We start from the raw sequence: 21,426 nt of genomic DNA, 5'->3' as shown, positions 1-21,426 counted from the left end.
TATAATAATTGTTATCTCGCTTCCTAGATGCGTGATATTGAAAGGTGACTTAATATGTTTACGGAAAGTATGTTGTTTTTACTTCTTTTTTTACTTCTCGGACTTATAGCAAAAAATAATTCGCTTATCATTGCTGTAGCTGTCGTTATTTTGTTGAAGTTATTTCACGTCGATGGCAAAGCAATGGAAATGATTCAAGCAAAAGGGATAAATTGGGGTGTAACGATTATTACGGTTGCTATCTTAATTCCAATCGCAACTGGTCAAATCGGTTTTAAAGATTTAATTGATTCTTTCAAATCGGCAGCTGGCTGGATTGGCCTTGGTGCAGGAATTGCCGTTTCTATCTTAGCGAAAAAAGGTGTAGGCTATATGGCCGTTGATCCACAAGTGACTGTCTCACTAGTATTCGGGACCATTTTAGCAGTGGTGCTTTTTAGAGGGATTGCTGCTGGACCAGTAATTGCAGCTGGTATTGCGTACATGGCAATGCAGTTAGTTGCATTCATAAAATAAGTACATACGTAAAAAAGGATAAAAGGAGGAAATGAAATGACGTTATCTAAAGGCTTAGAAAATGTATATGTTGCTGAAACTTCCATTAGCTCTATCATTGATGATATGTTAACTTATGTTGGCTATGGTATTGACGATTTAATGGAAAATAACGCTTCTTTTGAAGAAGTGATTTACTTATTATGGCATTTACGTTTGCCGAATAAAGATGAATTTAAAAAATTTAAACGAGAAATCCAAGAAAATATGGCAGTGTCTGAAACAATCATTACGAGCTTAAGAATGCAAAATCACCAAAAATTACATCCGATGAGTGTTTTAAGAACTACAGTTTCTATGCTCGGTGTATTTGATACAGAAGCTGAATTAGACGACGGGGAAGCAGTTTACCGTAAAGGTTTGCGACTTCAAGCAAAAATGCCAACCATTGTTGCCGCTTTTTCCAGAATTCGTCGCGGACTCGATCCAATTCCACCGAGAGAAGATTTAAATATGGCAGCAAATTTCCTATATATGATTACAGGAGAAGAAGCAGATGCATTATCAGTAGAAGCAATGAATAAAGCGCTCGTACTGCACGCTGATCACGAATTTAATGCGTCTACTTTTACAGCGCGAGTTTGTGTGGCAACGCTTTCGGATGTTTATTCCGGCGTAACAGCTGCAATCGGTGCGCTGAAAGGCCCGCTTCATGGTGGTGCCAATGAACGCGTATTTGATATGTTAGAAGAAATTGACCAAGCTGGTGATGTGCGTAATTACATTCAAGAAAAAATTGATACGAAGCAAAAGATTATGGGATTTGGTCACCGTGTTTATCGCGGCGGAGATCCTCGTGCGCAACATTTGCGTGAAATGTCCAGAAAGTTAACTGCTGAAAAAGGCGAAGAGAAATGGTTTGATATTTCGCTGCAAGTAGAAGAATCTGTTTGGGAATTGAAACACTTAAAACCGAATGTCGATTTCTATTCAGCCTCCGTTTATCATGCGCTTGGTATTGACCGCGACTTGTTTACGCTTGTGTTTTCTGTAAGTCGTGTATCTGGTTGGTTAGCACACATTTTCGAGCAATACCGTGATAATCGTCTTATTCGTCCGCGTGCAATTTACGTTGGACCTGAAAATAGAAGTTATTTACCTGTAGAAGAACGAATTTAATCGAGGAGGAACAAACTTTATGAGTCAAAAAATTCAAGTAGAAAACGGTGTGCTCAAAACACCAAACAACCCAGTCATTCCTTTTATTGAAGGGGACGGAACTGGTCCAGACATCTGGGCAGCTGCAAAACGCGTTTTAGATGCCGCAGTAAAAAAAGCTTACAATGGCGAAAAAGAAATTGCTTGGAAAGAAGTATTAGCTGGTGAAAAAGCATTTAAACAAACAGGAGAATGGTTACCACAAGCGACTTTAGATACAATTGATGAATATTTGATTGCTATTAAAGGACCGCTTACTACTCCAATCGGTGGAGGCATTCGTTCGTTAAACGTTGCCCTGCGCCAAGAGTTAGATTTATATGTTTGTTTACGTCCAGTTCGTTATTTCAAAGGCGTTCCTTCACCGGTGAAACGTCCGGAAGACACAGATATGGTCATTTTCCGTGAGAATACAGAAGATATATATGCAGGGATTGAATTTAAAGAAGGCAGCGAAGAATCAAAAAAACTAATCGACTTCTTAAAATCTGAGTTTGGCGTTGACAAAATTCGTTTCCCGGAAACTTCTGGTATTGGTATTAAGCCAATTTCCAAAGAGGGAACAGAGCGTTTAGTGCGTTCGGCGATTGAATATGCAATTAAAGAAGGTCGTAAATCATTAACGCTTGTACACAAAGGGAATATCATGAAATTCACAGAAGGAGCTTTCAAAAATTGGGGCTATGACTTATGTGAACGCGAATATGGCGATAAAGTATTTACTTGGAATGAGTATGATCGCATTAAAGAAGCAGAAGGAACAGAAGTTGCTGATGCGAAACAAAAAGAAGCGCTTGCTGCTGGGAAAATTTTAGTCAAAGATTCGATTGCGGATATTTTCTTGCAACAAATCTTAACTCGCCCGGCTGAATTTGATGTAGTTGCTACAATGAACTTGAATGGAGATTACATTTCTGATGCACTTGCTGCTCAAGTAGGCGGAATCGGTATTGCTCCAGGAGCAAACATTAACTACTTAACTGGCCATGCAATTTTCGAAGCGACGCATGGTACTGCACCGAAATATGCAGGTCTTGATAAAGTGAATCCTTCATCAGTTATTTTATCTGGGACACTTCTTCTTGAACATATTGGTTGGGGTGAAGCGGCTGCATTAATTAATCAGTCAATGGAAAAAACAATCGCTGCGAAAACCGTAACTTATGATTTTGCTCGATTAATGGATGGTGCGACAGAAGTTAAATGTTCGGAATTTGCAGATGAATTAATAAAAAATTTCTAAAACAATCCATTTTAACTTCTAAAACTAGTCTGTATTTTTATTTTTAACCATAAATATACGTTTTTAAAACAAACCATTTAATCCCATTCGGATAAGTGGTTTGTTTTTATGTTCCTATGGTAAAATAGACACAAGTGAATGACAATATCGAGGAGGATATCCCTGTGAATAAATTAGTATTAATTGATGGAAATAGTATTGCGAATCGCGCCTTTTATGCTTTACCGCTTTTAAATAATGATAAAGGTGTTTACACAAATGCGGTGTATGGTTTCGCAATGATGTTGATGAATGTACTCGAAAAAGAAAAACCTAGCCATGTGCTCGTTGCATTTGATGCTGGAAAAACAACTTTCAGGCATACAACATTTAAAGGTTATAAAGGCGGACGTCAAAAAACCCCAAGTGAGTTATCTGAACAGTTTCCATTCATCCGAGAACTTTTAACGGCGTATGATATCCCGCAATATGAACTTGCCAATTACGAGGCAGATGATATTATCGGAACATTGACGAAAAAAGCAGAAGCAGATGGAATGGAAGTAGCAATCATTACCGGAGACCGCGACTTAACGCAATTAGCTTCTGAAAAAACAACGGTTTATATTACTAAAAAAGGCATAGCCGATATGGAAACCAACACACCAGAAACACTAAAAGAAAAATACAATCTGACTCCTGAACAAATCATTGATATGAAAGGCTTAATGGGTGATTCCTCCGATAATATTCCTGGTATTCCAGGCGTTGGTGAAAAAACTGCCTTAAAACTCTTACATGAATTTGGTGGAACGGTGGAAAGTGTGTTAGAGCATGCCGAGGAAATTTCCGGTAAAAAACTAAAAGAAAAAGTACTGGAAAATAAAGAATTAGCTATTTTAAGTAAAGAGTTAGCTACAATCAATGTGGATTCACCGATTGAATGCACGGTCGAAAGCACGAAATACGACGGCTATCAAACAGAAAAAGTTATCCCTTTATTAAAAGAAATGAATTTTACAACACTTTTGAAAAATATCGAGGGAGATACACCAGAAGAAACGAAAGAACTAAAAGAGTTGTCTTTTGAAATCGTAACAGAATTAAAAGAAAAACATTTTGGTGGGAAAACCGCGCTTTATGTGGAGCTAGAAAACGATAATTACCATACAGCTAATTTCATTGGATTAACAGTACATTCTAGCCAAGGGACGTATTTCTTTACAAAAGAAACAGCCGAAAGTAGTGAGGTATTCCGCAAATGGGTAGAAAGTGATCAAACAAAAGTAGTGTACGATGCGAAGAAAACAATGGTTGCAATGAACCGCATTGGTTTGGCCATTTCTGGTATCACCTTTGATATCATGTTAGCATCTTACTTGCTAAATCCATCTGATTCGATTGATGACTTTACAAGTGTTGCAATACGACATGATTACACAGAAGTAGAAACAGATGAAGCAGTCTACGGAAAAGGTGCTAAACGTAGCACTCCTGAAGAAAGCATTGTTGCGGCACACTTAGCTAGAAAAGCAGTGGCTATTGCTGACTTAGAGAAAAGACTAGTTGATGATTTAGAAGAAAATGAACAACTAGCTTTGATGGAAGACCTTGAGCTACCTCTAACTTTTGTATTAGCAGAAATGGAAATGCAAGGGGTTAGTGTAGATACAGAACGTCTAGAGAATATGAAAGTGGAGCTAGCGGGTAGACTGAAAACATTGGAAGAGTCGATCCATTCTCTAGCCGGCGAAGAATTCAATATTAATTCACCGAAACAACTAGGTGTGATTTTATTTGAAAAGCTTGGTCTCCCAGCTGTCAAGAAAACAAAAACAGGTTATTCAACGGCTGCCGATGTACTGGAAAGTTTATCTGGTAAACACGCGATTATTGATGAAATTTTGTTATATCGTCAACTTGGTAAAATTCAGTCCACTTATATCGAAGGGCTGCTTAAAGTGACAGATAAAGAAACACATAAAGTACACACACGTTTCAACCAAACATTAACGCAAACAGGACGCTTAAGTTCAGTTGATCCGAACTTGCAAAATATCCCTATTCGTTTAGAAGAAGGACGGAAAATTAGACAAGTTTTCGTACCGAGTAAACCAGGTTGGAAAATGTTTTCAGCCGATTATTCTCAAGTAGAGCTGAGAGTCTTAGCACATATTTCGGAAGATGAAAATTTAATTTATGCATTTAAGCACGATTATGATATTCATACGAAAACGGCGATGGACGTGTTTCATGTTGAGCAAGACGAAGTGGATTCATTAATGCGTCGTCAGGCTAAAGCGGTAAACTTTGGTATTGTATATGGAATTAGTGATTATGGGCTTTCGCAAAACCTTGGTATTACGCGTAAAGAAGCAAAAGACTTTATTGATCGTTATTTTGTGAGCTATCCAGCTGTGAAAGAATATATGCAAGATATCGTTCGTTTTGCGAAAGAAAAAGGCTATGTAGAGACCATTTTACATCGTCGTCGGTATATTCCAGAGATTGTCAGTCGTAATTTTAATGTTCGCGGATTTGCAGAAAGAACGGCGATGAACACGCCTATTCAAGGTAGTGCCGCTGATATTATCAAAAAAGCGATGATTCTGATGAGCGAGCGTTTAGTATCTGAAAAATTAGAAGCAAAATTATTACTACAAGTACACGATGAATTAATCTTCGAGGCGCCTGAAGCTGAAATCGCTAAATTAGAAGAAATTGTCCCAGATGTTATGGAAAATGCAGTAGAGCTTTCTGTACCGCTAAAAGTAGATAGCGCATTTGGTGACACTTGGTACGACGCGAAATAAATAGAGAAACGGGGAGTTTATATATGCCAGAAATGCCGGAAGTAGAAAATGTCCGCGCAACTTTACAAGAATTAGTCCCAGGTAAAAAAATAGATCAAGTAATTGTTCGTGTTCCAAAAATGATTGTATCAACACCACCCGATGAGTTTGTGCATATGCTTGTCGGGCAAGAAATAGAGGGTGTACGCCGTCGTGGTAAATTCTTACTTTTTGACTTAACCAACTGTACGATTTTATCGCATTTACGAATGGAAGGTAAATTTCGGTTAATGGATGAAAAGGAAGAGGTTAGCAAGCATACGCATATTATTTTTCATTTTGAAGATCACACGGAATTGCGTTTTTTAGATGTGCGAAAATTTGGCACGATGGAAGTAACAAATAAATACGGTGAGGGTGAAACGCGGTCGATTAAAAAGCTTGGCCCAGAACCGCTGACGCAAGCCTTTACATTAACGGATTTTGCGACTGGTGTAAAAAAAACAAGCCGCGCCATCAAAACGGCTTTACTTGATCAAAAGTTAGTAGCCGGAGTAGGAAATATTTATGCGGATGAAATTTGTTTTGAAGCAAAAGTGCGCCCGGAAAGAGCAGCTAACTCACTTTCAGACAAAGAAATCAAACGTATTTTTGAAGCGACGAAAAGTATTATGACTGAAGCTGTAGCACTTGGTGGCTCCACTGTCAGAACATATGTAAATTCGCAAGGGAAGCTTGGACAATATCAAGATAAATTAAAAGTATACGGCAAAACAGACGAACCGTGTGTTGTTTGTGGAACGCCAATTGAAAAAATTAAATTAAACGGACGCGGGACACATTTTTGCCCGAATTGCCAAAAATAGAAAGCGAGCTGAAATCATGGGGAAAACGATTGGATTAACAGGAAGTGTAGCAACAGGGAAATCAACAGTGAGTAACATGATTCAGCAAGCGGGTATTCCATTAGTAGATGCAGATATTGCTGCTAGAAAAGTAGTGGAGCGTGGCACAGAAGGACTAAAAGAAATCGTTGCTTATTTTGGGGAAGAAATTTTACTTGCAGATGGCACATTAAATCGAGCTAAATTAGGAGAAATTATTTTTAAAGATAAGGAAAAGCGTGAAAAGTTAAATGAAATTACGCATCCACGTGTGAAAGACTATATGTTGGAAGCGCGCGAACGTTTTTTTGAAGCAGGAGAGGAGCTTGTCTTTTTCGATATTCCGCTTTTGTTTGAAAGTCATTTAGAATCGTTGGTGGATAAAATAGTTGTTGTTTGGACCACCCCTGAAACAGAGTTAAAACGCCTGATGGAGCGAAATAATCTAACAAAAGAAGATGCATTAAGAAGAATTGAAAGCCAAATGGGAATCGATGAAAAGGCGAGAAAAGCTGATTTTGTCATCGATAATAATGAATCACTTGAAAAGACACAAAAACAAGTTCTTACATTTATCAAGCGTTTTGTAAAGAACAAATAGCCACCCTTACTTTCACATGGTATAATGAGGCATACAAATAAACAGATAGAGAAAGCTAGAGATAGGAGTGAGTTTTTGTGAGATGTCCTACTTGTCAATATAATGGTACACGTGTTGTAGACTCAAGACCGGCAGATGATGGCAATTCCATCCGAAGACGGCGTGAATGTGAAAAATGCGGATTTCGTTTTACTACTTTTGAAAAGGTAGAAGAGAGTCCTTTAATAGTTGTGAAAAAAGATGGAGCAAGAGAAGAATTCGCTCGTGAAAAAGTGCGACGCGGCTTAATAAGAGCATGTGAAAAACGACCAGTTAGCGCTGAACAAATTGAAGAAATTGTCAATGAGGTAGAACGTGAACTGCGAAATATTGGAGACAGTGAAATCGCGTCTGACTTAATTGGTGAAAAAGTGATGAATAAATTAGCGAATCTCGATGAAGTAGCCTACGTGCGCTTCGCTTCGGTGTATCGCCAATTTAAAGATATTAGTGTGTTTGTCGAAGAGTTAAAAGATTTAATGGAAAAAAATAAAGATAGGTGAGTAAATTGACGGAATTTTGGATGGAGCTTCAAGCGGTAGACAGCTATCAAGTAAAAGCAAGTGGAATCTTGACCGGCGCCGACAGAAAAATTATTACGATGTTATATCAACCGCTAATGGGGGCGGAATGTCTTGCTTTATATCAAACACTGTTCACAGAAGTCGAAGAAAACAGACTTTGGTCAGAAGCGCATTCGCACGTCCAACTTTTAAATATGCTTGATATTAGTTTGAAAGCGTTATTCGAGGCAAGGCTAAAATTAGAAGGCTTAGGTCTTTTAAAGAGTTATGTGAAGACCGAAAACGATCAACGCTTTTATATTTACGAAATCTTGCCACCGTTATCACCAGAAAAGTTTTTTTCGGATGGTCTATTAAATATTTATTTATATAGCAAAATTGGCAATGCGCAGTTTCAACGTTTGCGTCGTTTTTTCGCAGACGAGGCATTTGACACAGCTACATATAGCGAAATCACTCGTTCGTTTCAAGATGTTTTCGAACCGTTTAAAGGTGGTAGTAGTGCAGTTACGACTGAAACTAGTCAAAAGTTACTAGACAAAGTGACGCCAAAAGAAATTGAATTTGATGACGCGAGTTTTGACTTTAATTTGTTTTTGAGCTTGCTTTCACCGGGAATGATTGCTCGCGAAAAGATAACAAAAGAAGTACGCCAAACGATATTAAAACTTCACGGGATTTATCAAGTTTCTGAAAAAGATATGCCGAGTTATTTGTATCGTGCGCTTGATGCAAATGGTGAAATCGACATCGTTTATTTGCGTAAAATCGTTCGTGAAGGCTACACCATCGAACACGGTGCGCCGCCAAAACTGCAAATGAAGCAGGAAACGCCTGTCGATAAAGAACCAGAAGAATCGTTAAATGATGAAGAAGCGCTGCAAGTATATTTAGAAAGCATCACGCCTTTTCAACTTTTGGTAGACATTTCAGACGGGGCAGTTCCCGCTGAAACCGATTTGCGCGTTGTAGAAGAAGTCATGAACCAGCAAAATTTACCAGTTCCTGTGATGAATGTGCTGATTGAGTACGTGTTACTCCGGCTTGACCGGAAGCTTTCTAAAAATTACATGATGACGATCGCTGCTCACTGGAAACGAAAAAATGTAAAAACAGCAAAAGAAGCAATGGATCTAGCGTGGCAAGAGCACGAGAAATACAAACGACTTCAAGAAGAACCAGCCACACCAAAAACGAATAATTACAACCGAAATTATCAAAAAACAACGCGAAAAGAAATTTTGCCGGATTGGTTTGATAAGGAGCAAGTTGCTCCAGCCGAAAATAAAATGACAGATAAAGAAAAACAAACACTCGAAGAACAAGTTCGTGAAATTAAAGAACGACTAAATAAAAGGTAGGTGAAGAAGATGGATAACATCGAAAGAACATTAGGACAGCTTTTTGAAGGCCGCGACTTTGAAAAAGAATACCAAGGTTTAAAACAACAAGTTCTCCATTATCAACCAATTCAAGACTTTTTCAAAGAGCACAAAGAAGAGGTTACCGAGCAATTAGTTAATCAAAATTTGTCTAATTTATATGAATTTATGACGCAACACAAAAAATTCACGGAACAGGAAGAAACTTTAATGCCTGGTTATGCACCAAAACTTGTTCTTAATGGGGAATTCATCACTGTCACCTACTATCCGACGAAAGAGAAAATAGAAGAAGATAAACGCCGTGCAGTTGAGCGAAGAATTCGTTCTCTTTATATGCCTAAGCAAGTAGTGGACGCGAACTTAGCGGACTTTTACACGGATGAAGAATCGCGTCAATTGGCACTTGTGGAAGCGTATCAATTCTTAAATAATTACCCTCCAAAAAGTGGCGAGCGTGTCAAAGGCTTATTTATTCATGGTAGCTTTGGAACCGGAAAATCCTACTTACTTGGAGCCCTTGCAAAAGAGCTAGCTTTGAAAGGAATCTCATCAACACTTGTTTATTTACCCGAGTTCATGCGCGAAGTGAAACAGTCTATTTCTGACAATACAGTCGGTGAAAAAATTCAATTTGCGAAAGAAACAGAAGTATTGATGCTCGATGATATTGGCGCAGAATCGATGACCGCTTGGACGCGTGATGAAGTGTTGGGTGCGATTTTACAATTCCGGATGCAAGAGGAATTACCAACTTTCTTCTCATCAAATTACAACATGGATCAACTAGAAAATCATTTAATGTTTGCCCAAAATGGTACGGAAGAAAAACTAAAAGCTCGCCGAATCATGGAACGGGTGCGCTATTTGTCGAAAGAGGTTAACTTAGAAGGGAAAAATCGCCGTTTCTAAAAAGTACTTGCAAATATGTTTAATCGGGCTTATAATTTGAAGTAATATAAAACAAAGTGATGAAAAGGACAACCAATTTAACGGAAAATTTTAGAGAGGAAGGGCTAGCTGGGAACCTTCTATTGGAACTTAAATTTGGACCACCTTGGAACTTCTATTAGGAACGTGTTTAACTAGTAATAATAGACGGATCGCTCCGTTATAAGCGACAAGAGTGAAGTAGTTATTTTTAGCTATTTCTGAATCTTGGGTGGAACCACGAGCATAAACTCGTCCCTTGACAACAGGAGGGATGGGTTTTTTATTTTGCCCTCCTAACCACACTAAAAAAAGAAAAGGAGAGATTAGTATGAAAATCACATTTCCAGACGGTGCAGTAAAAGAATTCGAGCCAGGCGTTTCAACAGCAGATATTGCTGCTTCTATCAGCCCAGGGCTAAAAAAGAAAGCACTCGCAGGTAAATTAAACGGGGAGTTACTTGATTTAGTAACACCAATCCACGAAGACGGAGCAATCGAAATCGTAACACCAGACCATGAAGATGCGCTTGGTATTTTGCGTCACAGTACAGCTCATTTAATGGCTCAAGCATTGAAACGCCTTTATCCAGATGTGAAATTTGGTGTTGGCCCAGCGATTGAATCTGGTTTCTATTATGATATTGATACAGAGGCAGTTATTAGCGATGAATCTCTTGTTGAAATTGAAAAAGAAATGCAAAAAATTGTGCGTGAAAATGTTCCAATTGAGCGCGAAGTTGTTTCTCGCGAAGAAGCAATTAAACGTTTCAAAGCAATTGGAGATCAATATAAATTAGAACTTATCGAAGCAATCCCAGAAGATGAAACAGTGACAATTTATACACAAGGTGAATTTTTCGACCTTTGTCGCGGAGTCCATGTTCCTTCTACTGGTAAAATTCAAGTGTTCAAACTACTTAGCGTGGCTGGTGCATACTGGCGTGGCGATAGTAACAACAAAATGCTACAACGCATTTATGGCACAGCTTTCTTCGATAAAAATGGCTTAAAAGAATTTATCCAAATGCAAAAAGAAGCGAAAGAACGTGATCATCGTAAACTAGGTAAAGAACTAGATTTATTTGCAAATAGTATTGAAGTTGGTCAAGGTTTACCACTTTGGTTGCCAAAAGGTGCGACTATCCGACGCGTTATCGAACGATACATTGTGGATAAAGAAGAACGCCTTGGTTACAATCACGTTTACACTCCGATTATGGCTAATGTTGAGCTTTATAAAACAAGCGGCCACTGGGATCATTACCATGAAGACATGTTCCCAACAATGAAAATGGACAACGAAGAACTAGTTTTACGTCCAATGAACTGCCCGCATCACATGATGATTTATAAAAATGATATCCATAGTTACCGTGAACTACCAATCCGTATTGCCGAGCTTGGTATGATGCACCGTTATGAAATGAGTGGGGCGCTTTCAGGACTTCAACGTGTTCGTGGAATGACTTTAAATGATGCACACGTATTTGTTCGCCCTGACCAAATCAAAGATGAGTTCAAACGGGTTGTAGAGCTAATTTTAGAAGTATATAAAGACTTTGATATTAAAGATTACTCCTTCCGCCTAAGCTACCGTGATCCGAAAAATACTGAAAAATATTTTGACGATGATGCTATGTGGGAAAAAGCGCAAGCCATGCTTAAATCCGCCATGGACGAAATGGAAATGGATTACTTTGAAGCAGAAGGTGAAGCTGCATTTTACGGTCCAAAACTAGATGTTCAAGTGAAAACTGCAATAGGAAAAGAAGAAACACTTTCCACTGTACAACTTGACTTCTTACTTCCAGAACGCTTTGACTTAACTTACATTGGCGAAGATGGCGAAAAACATCGTCCAGTTGTCATTCACCGTGGAGTTGTATCGACAATGGAACGTTTTGTCGCATATCTAATCGAAGAATACAAAGGTGCTTTCCCAACTTGGTTAGCTCCAGTACAAATGGAACTTATTCCAGTTAATGCAGATGCACATTTAGATTATGCAAAAGGTGTACAAGATAAATTACAACGCGCTGGACTTCGTGCTGAAGTGGATGATCGTAATGAAAAATTAGGATATAAAATCCGTGAAGCACAAACAAAGAAAATTCCTTATGCCTTAGTATTAGGTGACCAAGAAGTAGAGGCTGGTTCTGTTAACGTTCGTCGTTACGGCTCTAAAGACTCTGAAACAATGGATTTAGATGCATTTATCGCACAAGTTGTTGCTGAAGTAAGCAAATATTAATCACGAAAATACTGTCTCTTAAAGGGGGCAGTATTTTTTCATGGTGCTTTTTTCCTCTTTTTCCGTTATACTAGTAAAAGATAATGAATAGAACAGGATGGAAAATTATGGATGTAAATAATGTAGAACTAATAATAAGCGCTGTTCGACCAGAGCAATATCCCGAGACAGACCTTCCAGAATATGCACTTGCAGGTCGATCAAACGTTGGAAAATCATCTTTTATTAATACGATGATTCGCCGCAAAAGTATGGCAAGAATTTCACAAAAACCAGGAAAAACACAAACACTAAATTTTTATAAAATTGAAGAAGCACTTTTCTTTGTCGATGTACCCGGTTATGGTTTCGCTAAAGTTTCGAAAACAGAACGCGAAAAATGGGGCGTGATGATTGAAACGTATATTACTTCTCGTGAGCAACTTCGTGGTGTTATCCAAATTGTAGATTTGCGCCATAAACCTACAGAAGATGACCGAATGATGTATGAATTTCTGAAGTATTACGACATCCCTGTTATCGTCGTAGCAACGAAAGCAGACAAAATACCACGCAGTAAATGGCAAAAAAATGCTAAAATTGTGCGAGAAACACTTGATTTTGATCCTGATGACAAATTTGTCTTATTTTCCTCTGAAACAAAAATGGGAAAAGACGAAGCATGGCAGTTTATCAAAGAAGGAATGGAATAATAGAAGGAGTTGGAATGAAAAATCCAGCTCTTTTTTCCGTCTAAATACATAAACGGACTATTTGGTGTACACATCGAAAAGTGGTAGAATGTATTAGAGTTCAATTTAATTTTAGGAGGATTATCGAATGTTTATTCTCACCATGGGGCTGAATCATCACACAGCACCAATCGACATCCGCGAAAAATTAGTTTTTAAAGAAAGCGAAGAAGAAATGGCCTTAGTAACATTACAGCAGGAAAAAAGTATCCTCGAAAATGTTATTATTTCAACGTGCAATCGAACAGAAATTATTGCGGTTGTTGACCAAATACATACAGGTAGATATTACTTAAAACGCTTTATGGCTAACTGGTTTCAAATGGATATGGAAAAAATCGAACCTTATTTGTTTTTCCATGAAGAATCAGATGCTGTCAATCATTTATATAAAGTAACCGCGGGACTTGATTCGTTAGTACTGGGAGAAACGCAAATCCTCGGACAAGTAAAACATGCATTCGAAATCGCCAAACAAACGGCTACAACAGGTACACTTTTAAATAAACTTTTTCGGGAAGTAGTTACTTTCGCAAAAAAAGTACACCACCATACAAAAATTAATGAAAATGCTGTGTCTGTCAGTTATGCCGCTGTAGAGGTTGCAAAAAAATTATATGGTTCATTAGACAATAAGAAAATTGTGCTAGTTGGTGCAGGGGAAATGAGTGAACTCGCTTTGCAAAATCTCGCTGGGAGCGGCATTGCAGATATAACCATCATCAACCGTACTAAATCTAATGCAGAATTATTAGCAAATCAATTTCAAGCAAAAGTGGGCGCATATGAAAATATGAATGAACATTTGATGCTAGCAGACATCGTTCTCGTTTCGACAAGTGCGGCAGAACCTATTATTAAACAAGCTGCTATGCAAGATTTGATGGAACAAAAAGCGAGTTCGATGCTTGTAATTGATATCGGTTTACCTCGAAATGTTGAACATGATTGTTCATACATTCCCAATTTCCATTTATATGACATTGACGATTTGGCAGGGGTCGTTAGCGCGAACTCATTAGAGCGGCAGCGAATCGTTCTGGAACTTGAAAAAACTATTGAGGCAGAAGTTCGTAACTTTTTCGAGTGGGAAAAGCAACTAGGCGTCGTCCCTATTATTCGTGCTTTGCGTGAAAAAGCGTTAGATATGCAAGAAGTTACTATGACTAGTTTAGAAAATAAACTTCCTGGACTAACAGAACGCGAATACATTCAAATTGGAAAACATATGAAAAGCATTATAAACCAAATGCTGAAACAACCTATCTCAGAATTAAAAGAAATGTCTGTAGAAGAAGATGCAACTACAAGTATTGAACATTTTAAACGTATTTTTGGGTTGAGTGAAACAGATGTTACTGTAATAGAAAAAGAACAAGCCGAAACGAGGAGTTAACGGATGAAACGAAAAATAATTGTTGGTTCTAGACGAAGCAAGTTAGCTTTAACTCAGTCTAATTGGGTGATTAACAAGCTCAAAGAAAATTATCCTGAGTTCGATTTTGAGATAAAAGAAATTGTTACAAAAGGGGACCGTATTTTAGATGTAACACTTAGCAAAGTAGGCGGAAAAGGTCTATTTGTATCCGAAGTGGAGCAGGCTTTAAGTGATGAAGTGATTGATTTTGCGGTACATAGCATGAAAGATGTTCCATCAAGTTTGAAAGAAGGATTAATTATTGGCGCGATTCCAAAACGTGAATCGCCATTAGATTGCTTCGTTTTCAATCGAGTGAATTCTCTAGATGAGTTACCACAAGGCTCGGTCATTGGTACAAGTAGCCTCCGTAGAGCGGCACAACTTCTAAAACATCGACCTGATTTTGTGATTAAACCAATTCGAGGCAATATCGATACACGTCTTCAAAAATTACATGCAGAAAATTTTGATGCAATTATCTTAGCAAAAGCTGGGTTAGCTCGTATGGGTTGGTTAGAAAATACTACGTTAAAACTAGAAGACATCCCACCAGAATTATGTTTGCCAGCTGTTGGACAAGGTGCACTTGCTATCGAGTGTCGCGAAAGTGATCAACAAATCCGCGATATGTTAACTTCTATTCATCACGAAGAAACTGGAATTTGTGTAGAAGCAGAACGTGTTTTCTTGAAAAAATTAAATGGTGGCTGTGAAATTCCGATTGCCGGCTTTGCTACAAGAGCTAATGAAGTCGTTCATTTTAAAGGTTTAGTTGGTAATGCGGATGGTTCCATCATTCTTGCATCCGAACAAGCTGGTGCAAATCCAAGTGAAATTGGAAATAAAGTAGCAGAAGATTTGCTAAGTGAAGGTGCAGATACTATTATCAAAGAACTGAGAAATATATGAGTAAAAAAGTTGTTTTAACAAGAGAAGCGAATAAAAACAAACCATGGCAAACCTATTTTTCGCAAAATGGTTTTGAAGTGACGTCAATCCCGCTGATTAAAACACGACCTATAAAAATGGATTTGAGTCGAGAACAACAACAAACAGACTGGCTTTTTTTAACAAGTGCAAATGCTGTAGAATATTTCTTTACGAACCAACATGAAAGATTCAATTATAAAATAGCTGTCATCGGTGAAAAAACAAAAGAAAAACTGGCAGAATTTGGTCACGAACCAAATTTTGTCCCATCTATCTATCAGTCAGAAGTATTTTTAGAAGAATGGCTAAACGAAAACCCAGAGAAAACAAGTATCTTAATACCACAAAGTAATTTAAGCAGAACAATAATAAAAGATAGATTGATTGAAAAAGGTTACATCGTTGTTTCGTTTGAGCTCTATGAAACAATCTTTCCAGAAAATTCTAAAATACGGTTAATCGAACAACTGAAACTAAATGAAACACAAATAATTGTTTTTGCCAGCCCATCTGCATGGAAAAACTTCTATTCCACTGCGAAGTCATTCCCTGCTCAAAAAGAGAAGTGGCATATTGCATCCATTGGTAGTATTACAACAGAAGCCATTATAGCAGATGGATGGGAAGTAAAATATCAACCAAAAACCTTCACCATGAAGCACCTAGCTGATTTGATAATACAGGAGGAATTAAAATGAAAAATCAATTTGATAGACATCGTCGTCTAAGAAAAACCAAAACACTGCGTGATTTAGTAAGAGAAACAGTTTTACATACAGATGATTTAATCTATCCGATTTTTGTTAAAGATGGCAAAGAACCAAAAACAGAAGTAGCTTCTATGCCTGGGGTTTTTCAATATCCTTTACATGAACTAGAAGAAGAAATGCGCGTAGTTGAGAGCCTTGGTATTAAAGCGGTTATTTTATTTGGTATTCCTGCCGAGAAAGACGCAGTTGGCACGCAAGCTTATCACGACCACGGAATTATTCAAGAAGCTACAAGGCTTATAAAAAAAAGTTTTCCTGAAATTCTTGTGGTGGCTGACACATGTTTATGTGAATTTACTGATCATGGACATTGTGGTGTTATTGAAAACGGGGAAATTCTCAATGACGAATCGCTTGAATTATTGAAACAAACAGCTGTCAGTCAAGCCGCTGCAGGAGCGGATATCATTGCTCCATCTAATATGATGGATGGTTTTGTTCAAGTCATTCGCGAAGGGTTAGATGAAGCGGGATTTTATGATATCCCAATTATGTCATATGCAGTTAAATATGCGTCTGCTTTTTATGGACCGTTCCGTGATGCTGCTGGTAGTGCCCCTCAATTTGGTGATAGAAAATCTTATCAAATGGATCCTGCCAATCGTGAAGAAGCTCTTCGCGAAGCAATGTCGGATGAACAAGAAGGTGCAGATTTCCTTATTGTTAAACCATCATTATCATACTTAGATATCATGCGCGATGTTAAGAACAATACCAATTTACCAGTAGTTGCCTACAATGTTAGTGGTGAATATGCAATGGTAAAAGCAGCTGCGCAAAATGGTTGGATAGATGAAGAAAAAATTGTTTTAGAAATGCTAACAAGTATGAAACGAGCGGGTGCAACACTTATCATTACTTATTTTGCAAAAGATGCATCCAAATATTTAAATAAATAGGAGGTAAGAAATTTGCAAAACTATTCGAAATCCGAAAAGGCCTTTAAAGAAGCCAAAAAAGTCTTACCTGGTGGTGTAAATAGCCCTGTTCGAGCATTCAACTCTGTAGATGCCTCGCCAGTTTTTATGGACCACGGAAAAGGCGCTTATATTACAGATGTTGATGGTAACGAATATATTGATTATGTGTTATCTTGGGGCCCTCTAATTTTAGGGCACGCTGATCCAGCTGTTGTTAATGCTATTACAAAAGCAGCTCTGAAAGGTACCAGCTTTGGGACGCCTACTGAGATTGAAACTGAATTAGCAAAATTAGTAATTGAACGTGTGCCATCTATTGAAATTGTTCGTATGGTTTCATCAGGAACGGAAGCAACGATGAGTGCTATTCGTTTGGCTCGCGGTTATACAAAAAGAGAAAAAATCTTGAAATTTGAAGGAAGTTATCACGGACATGGAGATTCTTTATTAATTAAAGCTGGTTCAGGGGTAGCGACACTCGGATTACCGGATTCTCCAGGAGTTACTAAAGGTCTTGCGGCAGATACAATAACAGTCCCATACAATGATATTGAAGGAGCCGAACTGGCCTTCCAAAAATATGGAGAAGAAATAGCAGCAGTCATAGTTGAACCAGTCGCGGGCAATATGGGTGTTGTTCCTCCAATTGATGGATTTTTAGAAGGACTTCGAGAGCTTACTACAAAATTTGGCTCCTTGCTCATTTTTGATGAAGTTATGACCGGATTTAGAGTAGATTACTATTCTGCTCAAGGCTATTATGTGGTAACGCCCGATCTTACTTGTTTAGGAAAAGTGATTGGTGGTGGTTTACCAGTTGGTGCTTATGGTGGAAAGAAAGAAATTATGGAACAGATTGCTCCTGCTGGTTCTATTTATCAAGCGGGAACTTTATCCGGAAATCCATTAGCAATGAATGCTGGCTTTGAAACAGTTCGCCAACTAACGCCGCAACACTATGATGTTTTCCGCACCCTAATTAAGCGAATGGAAGAAGGACTTACAGAGATATCTGCTAGAAGACAAGTCCCGCTCTCGATTAATAAGGCTGGTTCGATGTTCGGCTTTTTCTTCACTGATCAAAAAGTGATTAATTTTGATACAGCAAAAACAAGTAATCTAGAATTTTTCCGAAATTATTACCGTGAAATGTTAGGTCAAGGCATTTTCTTACCACCGTCTCAGTTTGAGGGTGTCTTCATTTCTACGATGCACACCGAGAAAGAAATTGATAAGACCTTGGAAGCATTTGATACGACATGCAAAATACTTCGCGGCTAATTGACGAATCTTGAAACTTTTGTTAAAATTATTTCTAGTATATAGAATCAAATGCAATGAAGAGGAAGAGTAGGACATTTATTTTTTTAAAGAGAGAAAGCGGTTGGTGCAAGCTTTCAAAAATGATGTCTGAAGGTAGCCTTGGAGCAGTATTCCTGAATTTATAGTAAGGAATAACCGGTAGATTTCTCTATCGTTAACACAATGAAGTGCCTGCAATTTTTTTCTGTGGGTAAAAAGGTGGTACCGCGAATAATACTCTTTTCGTCCTTTTATGAGGATGAGAAGAGTTTTTTATTTTGCCTAAAAAAGGAGGAATCATTATGACAATCGAACACAATGAAATAAATATGCCTACAAAATATGAGCCGAGTAACGTAGAAGCAGGTAAATATAAATGGTGGCTAGAAAAAGAATTCTTTAAAGCAGAAGGAAATACGGATAAAAAACCTTACAGTATTGTTATTCCACCACCAAACGTAACAGGTAAACTACATTTAGGCCATGCGTGGGATACAACTTTACAAGATATTATTACTCGAATGAAAAGAATGCAAGGGTTTGACACTTTATATTTACCAGGAATGGATCATGCTGGTATTGCAACGCAAGCTAAAGTAGAAGCGAAATTAAAAGAATCTAATGTTTCTCGTTATGACTTAGGACGAGAAAACTTTGTGGATAAGACTTGGGAATGGAAAGAAGAATACGCTGAGTTTATTCGTGAACAATGGGAGAAGTTAGGCCTTGGTTTAGACTACTCAAGAGAACGATTTACACTAGATGATGGTTTATCGGATGCCGTAAAAAAAGTATTCGTAACATTATATAATAAAGGTCTTATTTATCGCGGCCAATATATAATAAACTGGGACCCAGAAGCGAAAACGGCTTTATCTGATATTGAAGTAATTCATAAAGATATTGAAGGCAGTTTCTATCATTTGAAATATCCATTAACTGATGGCTCTGGTTACCTAGAAGTAGCTACAACACGTCCTGAAACAATACCGGGTGATACAGCTGTTGCGGTTCACCCAAAAGATGAAAGATATCAACACTTAATTGGTAAAACCATCATGCTACCGATTTTGAATAGAGAAATTCCTATTGTTGCTGATGAATATGTGGAAAGAGAGTTTGGCTCTGGTGCAGTTAAAATTACGCCTGCACATGATCCGAATGATTTTGAAGTAGGGAATCGTCATGAGTTGCCAAGAATTATTGTCATGCATGAAGATGGGACAATGAATAAAAATGCTGGTAAATATGATGGTTTGGACCGTTTTGTAGCTAGAAAAGAAATTATTCAAGATTTCAAAGACTTAGGTTTATTTATCAAACAAGAACCTCACTTGCATTCAGTGGGGCATTCAGAGCGAACTGGAGCGGTAGTAGAACCCTATCTTTCACTACAATGGTTTGTGAAAATGGAACCTCTTGCTGCAGAAGCACTGGAACTTCAAAAAACGGAAAACAAAGTGAATTTTGTACCAGCTAGATTTGAAAAAACATATGAAACTTGGATGGATAACATTCACGATTGGTGTATTTCGCGTCAATTATGGTGGGGTCACAGAATCCCGGCTTGGTATCATAAAGAAACAGGTGAAATTTATGTTGGTGAAAGCGAACCTGAAAACCTTTCTGAATGGGAACAAGATGAAGATGTACTAGATACTTGGTTTAGTTCGGCTTTATGGCCATTTTCAACAATGGGCTGGCCAGATACTGAGAATCCAGATTTCCAACATTTCTTCCCAACTAATACTTTAGTAACTGGATACGATATTATTTTCTTTTGGGTATCTAGAATGATTTTCCAATCTGTTGAATTTACTGGTGAGAGACCTTTTAAAGATACATTGATTCATGGTTTAGTGCGTGACTCTGAAGGACGTAAAATGTCTAAGTCGCTTGGTAATGGTGTGGACCCAATTGAAGTTATTGACAAATATGGAGCAGATTCTCTTCGTTATACACTTGCAACAGGTTCATCACCAGGTCAAGATTTGAAATTCAGCTATGAAAAAGTAGAGTCTACTTGGAATTTCATTAATAAGATTTGGAATGCATCCCGTTTTGTGTTAATGAATTTAGATGGGATGAAATATAATGAAATTGATTTGTCTAATGTTACTGAAGTTAGTGATAAATGGATATTGACTAGACTTAATGAAACAATTCAAGCGGTTACCTCCTTAGGTGAAAAATATGAATTTGGTGAAGTGGGACGAACGTTATATAACTTTATCTGGGATGATTTCTGTGATTGGTATATAGAGATTGCGAAAATACCTCTTTACGGAGAAGATGAAGTAGCAAAACAAACAACTAGATCTGTACTTGCGTATACTTTGAATGCGACTATGCGATTACTTCATCCATTTATGCCTTTTGTAACAGAAGAAATTTGGCAAAATTTACCTCACGAAGGGGAATCTATTACAATTGCTGAATGGCCAAAAGTGAATGAACAACAGATTGATACTAAATCTTCTACGGCCATGGCTACTTTAGTTGAAGTGATTCGTGCTGTCCGGAATATTCGATCTGAAGTGAATACGCCTCTTAGTAAGCCAATTGTTCTTGAAATTAAACCGAAAGATACTACGTATAAAGAAATTCTAGAACAAAATATTTCTTATATTGAACGTTTTTGTAACCCTGAACAAGTGACAATTTCCTTCGATGTTGAAGCATCTAAAACGGCGATGACTGCTGTAGTATCTGGAGCAGAGATTTTCATTCCTTTAGAGGCGTTAATTGATTTAAATGTAGAGATTGCTCGACTTGAAAAAGAACTAGAAAAATGGAATAAAGAAGTGGCAAGAGTTCAAGGGAAACTAAACAATGAGCGATTCATTAGCAAAGCTCCTGAGAGTGTAGTTGCAGAAGAGCGTCTAAAAGAAAAAGATTATCTAGATAAAAAAGCCTCTGTTCTTGAAAGAATTGAAACGTTAAAAGAAGTATAAAAAACGAACTGACCTTATCATGAAATCAACTGGTAGGGTCAGTTTTAAGGTGGTTTAA

General features: G+C 37.8%; 17 protein-coding genes and 2 other annotated features. All 17 genes read left to right on the top strand.

From position 1 onward, the window contains the following. Positions 1-54: 54 nt before the first annotated feature. On the top strand, positions 55-516 hold the full coding sequence (locus LMOATCC19117_RS07920; RefSeq protein WP_003725694.1) for a DUF441 domain-containing protein: 462 nt from the start codon (positions 55-57) through the stop codon (positions 514-516). A 36-nt stretch (positions 517-552) separates the two neighbouring features. Further along, positions 553-1,674 (top strand): citrate synthase, encoded by a 1,122-nt coding sequence (citZ, locus tag LMOATCC19117_RS07915; RefSeq protein ID WP_003725693.1) that lies wholly within the window; start codon positions 553-555, stop codon positions 1,672-1,674. A 19-nt stretch (positions 1,675-1,693) separates the two neighbouring features. Continuing rightward, positions 1,694-2,956 (top strand): NADP-dependent isocitrate dehydrogenase, encoded by a 1,263-nt coding sequence (gene icd / locus LMOATCC19117_RS07910; RefSeq protein ID WP_003725692.1) that lies wholly within the window; start codon positions 1,694-1,696, stop codon positions 2,954-2,956. A 164-nt stretch (positions 2,957-3,120) separates the two neighbouring features. Beyond that, entirely contained in the window at positions 3,121-5,748 is a 2,628-nt protein-coding gene (gene polA / locus LMOATCC19117_RS07905; RefSeq protein WP_003727386.1) for a DNA polymerase I, read from the top strand. A 23-nt stretch (positions 5,749-5,771) separates the two neighbouring features. Next, a complete protein-coding gene (gene mutM, locus LMOATCC19117_RS07900) occupies positions 5,772-6,593 on the top strand; it encodes a DNA-formamidopyrimidine glycosylase (RefSeq protein ID WP_003731156.1) in 822 nt (273 codons plus the stop codon). 16 nt (positions 6,594-6,609) lie between these two features. After that, the gene (gene coaE, locus LMOATCC19117_RS07895) at positions 6,610-7,212 is read left to right on the top strand and encodes a dephospho-CoA kinase (RefSeq protein ID WP_003725689.1); all 603 of its coding nucleotides are present in this window, start codon (positions 6,610-6,612) and stop codon (positions 7,210-7,212) included. A 77-nt stretch (positions 7,213-7,289) separates the two neighbouring features. Continuing rightward, the gene (gene nrdR, locus LMOATCC19117_RS07890; RefSeq protein ID WP_003723246.1) at positions 7,290-7,754 is read left to right on the top strand and encodes a transcriptional regulator NrdR; all 465 of its coding nucleotides are present in this window, start codon (positions 7,290-7,292) and stop codon (positions 7,752-7,754) included. Positions 7,755-7,759: 5 nt separating this feature from the next. Beyond that, positions 7,760-9,136 carry a replication initiation and membrane attachment family protein gene (locus LMOATCC19117_RS07885; protein ID WP_003741050.1) on the top strand — a complete coding sequence of 459 codons (1,377 nt, stop codon included), beginning with the start codon at positions 7,760-7,762 and terminating at the stop codon, positions 9,134-9,136. A gap of 9 nt (positions 9,137-9,145) precedes the next feature. Next, positions 9,146-10,069 (top strand): primosomal protein DnaI, encoded by a 924-nt coding sequence (dnaI, locus tag LMOATCC19117_RS07880; RefSeq protein ID WP_003723244.1) that lies wholly within the window; start codon positions 9,146-9,148, stop codon positions 10,067-10,069. 50 nt (positions 10,070-10,119) lie between these two features. Further along, positions 10,120-10,350: a binding site (T-box leader), on the top strand. Positions 10,351-10,418: 68 nt separating this feature from the next. Next, positions 10,419-12,341 (top strand): threonine--tRNA ligase, encoded by a 1,923-nt coding sequence (gene thrS / locus LMOATCC19117_RS07875; protein WP_003725686.1) that lies wholly within the window; start codon positions 10,419-10,421, stop codon positions 12,339-12,341. 107 nt (positions 12,342-12,448) lie between these two features. Next, a complete protein-coding gene (gene yihA / locus LMOATCC19117_RS07870; RefSeq protein ID WP_003723242.1) occupies positions 12,449-13,033 on the top strand; it encodes a ribosome biogenesis GTP-binding protein YihA/YsxC in 585 nt (194 codons plus the stop codon). Between the two features lie 127 nt (positions 13,034-13,160). After that, positions 13,161-14,468, top strand: coding sequence for a glutamyl-tRNA reductase (gene hemA / locus LMOATCC19117_RS07865; protein ID WP_003734341.1), 1,308 nt, complete (start codon positions 13,161-13,163; stop codon positions 14,466-14,468). Positions 14,469-14,471: 3 nt separating this feature from the next. Further along, positions 14,472-15,401, top strand: a complete 930-nt coding sequence (gene hemC, locus LMOATCC19117_RS07860) for a hydroxymethylbilane synthase (protein ID WP_003725683.1) — start codon at positions 14,472-14,474, stop codon at positions 15,399-15,401. Then, the gene (locus LMOATCC19117_RS07855) at positions 15,398-16,120 is read left to right on the top strand and encodes a uroporphyrinogen-III synthase (RefSeq protein WP_003725682.1); all 723 of its coding nucleotides are present in this window, start codon (positions 15,398-15,400) and stop codon (positions 16,118-16,120) included. The genes hemC and LMOATCC19117_RS07855 overlap by 4 nt, the downstream gene beginning before the upstream one ends. Beyond that, a complete protein-coding gene (gene hemB, locus LMOATCC19117_RS07850) occupies positions 16,117-17,091 on the top strand; it encodes a porphobilinogen synthase (protein WP_003734340.1) in 975 nt (324 codons plus the stop codon). Before LMOATCC19117_RS07855 ends, hemB begins: the two co-directional genes overlap by 4 nt. Before the next feature lie 12 nt (positions 17,092-17,103). Beyond that, positions 17,104-18,393: a glutamate-1-semialdehyde 2,1-aminomutase gene (hemL, locus tag LMOATCC19117_RS07845; protein WP_003725680.1), complete on the top strand. Its 1,290-nt coding sequence runs from the start codon at positions 17,104-17,106 to the stop codon at positions 18,391-18,393. 47 nt (positions 18,394-18,440) lie between these two features. After that, positions 18,441-18,668 (top strand) — a binding site (T-box leader). A gap of 48 nt (positions 18,669-18,716) precedes the next feature. Further along, a complete protein-coding gene (locus tag LMOATCC19117_RS07840) occupies positions 18,717-21,368 on the top strand; it encodes a valine--tRNA ligase (RefSeq protein WP_003725679.1) in 2,652 nt (883 codons plus the stop codon). Positions 21,369-21,426 lie beyond the last annotated feature (58 nt).

Origin of the sequence: Listeria monocytogenes ATCC 19117 (genome assembly GCF_000307025.1) — a bacterium.
GTDB lineage: Bacteria > Bacillota > Bacilli > Lactobacillales > Listeriaceae > Listeria > Listeria monocytogenes_B.
The sequence above is the reverse complement of the archived record's forward strand: the minus strand, read 5'-3'. Positions and strand labels throughout refer to the sequence as shown.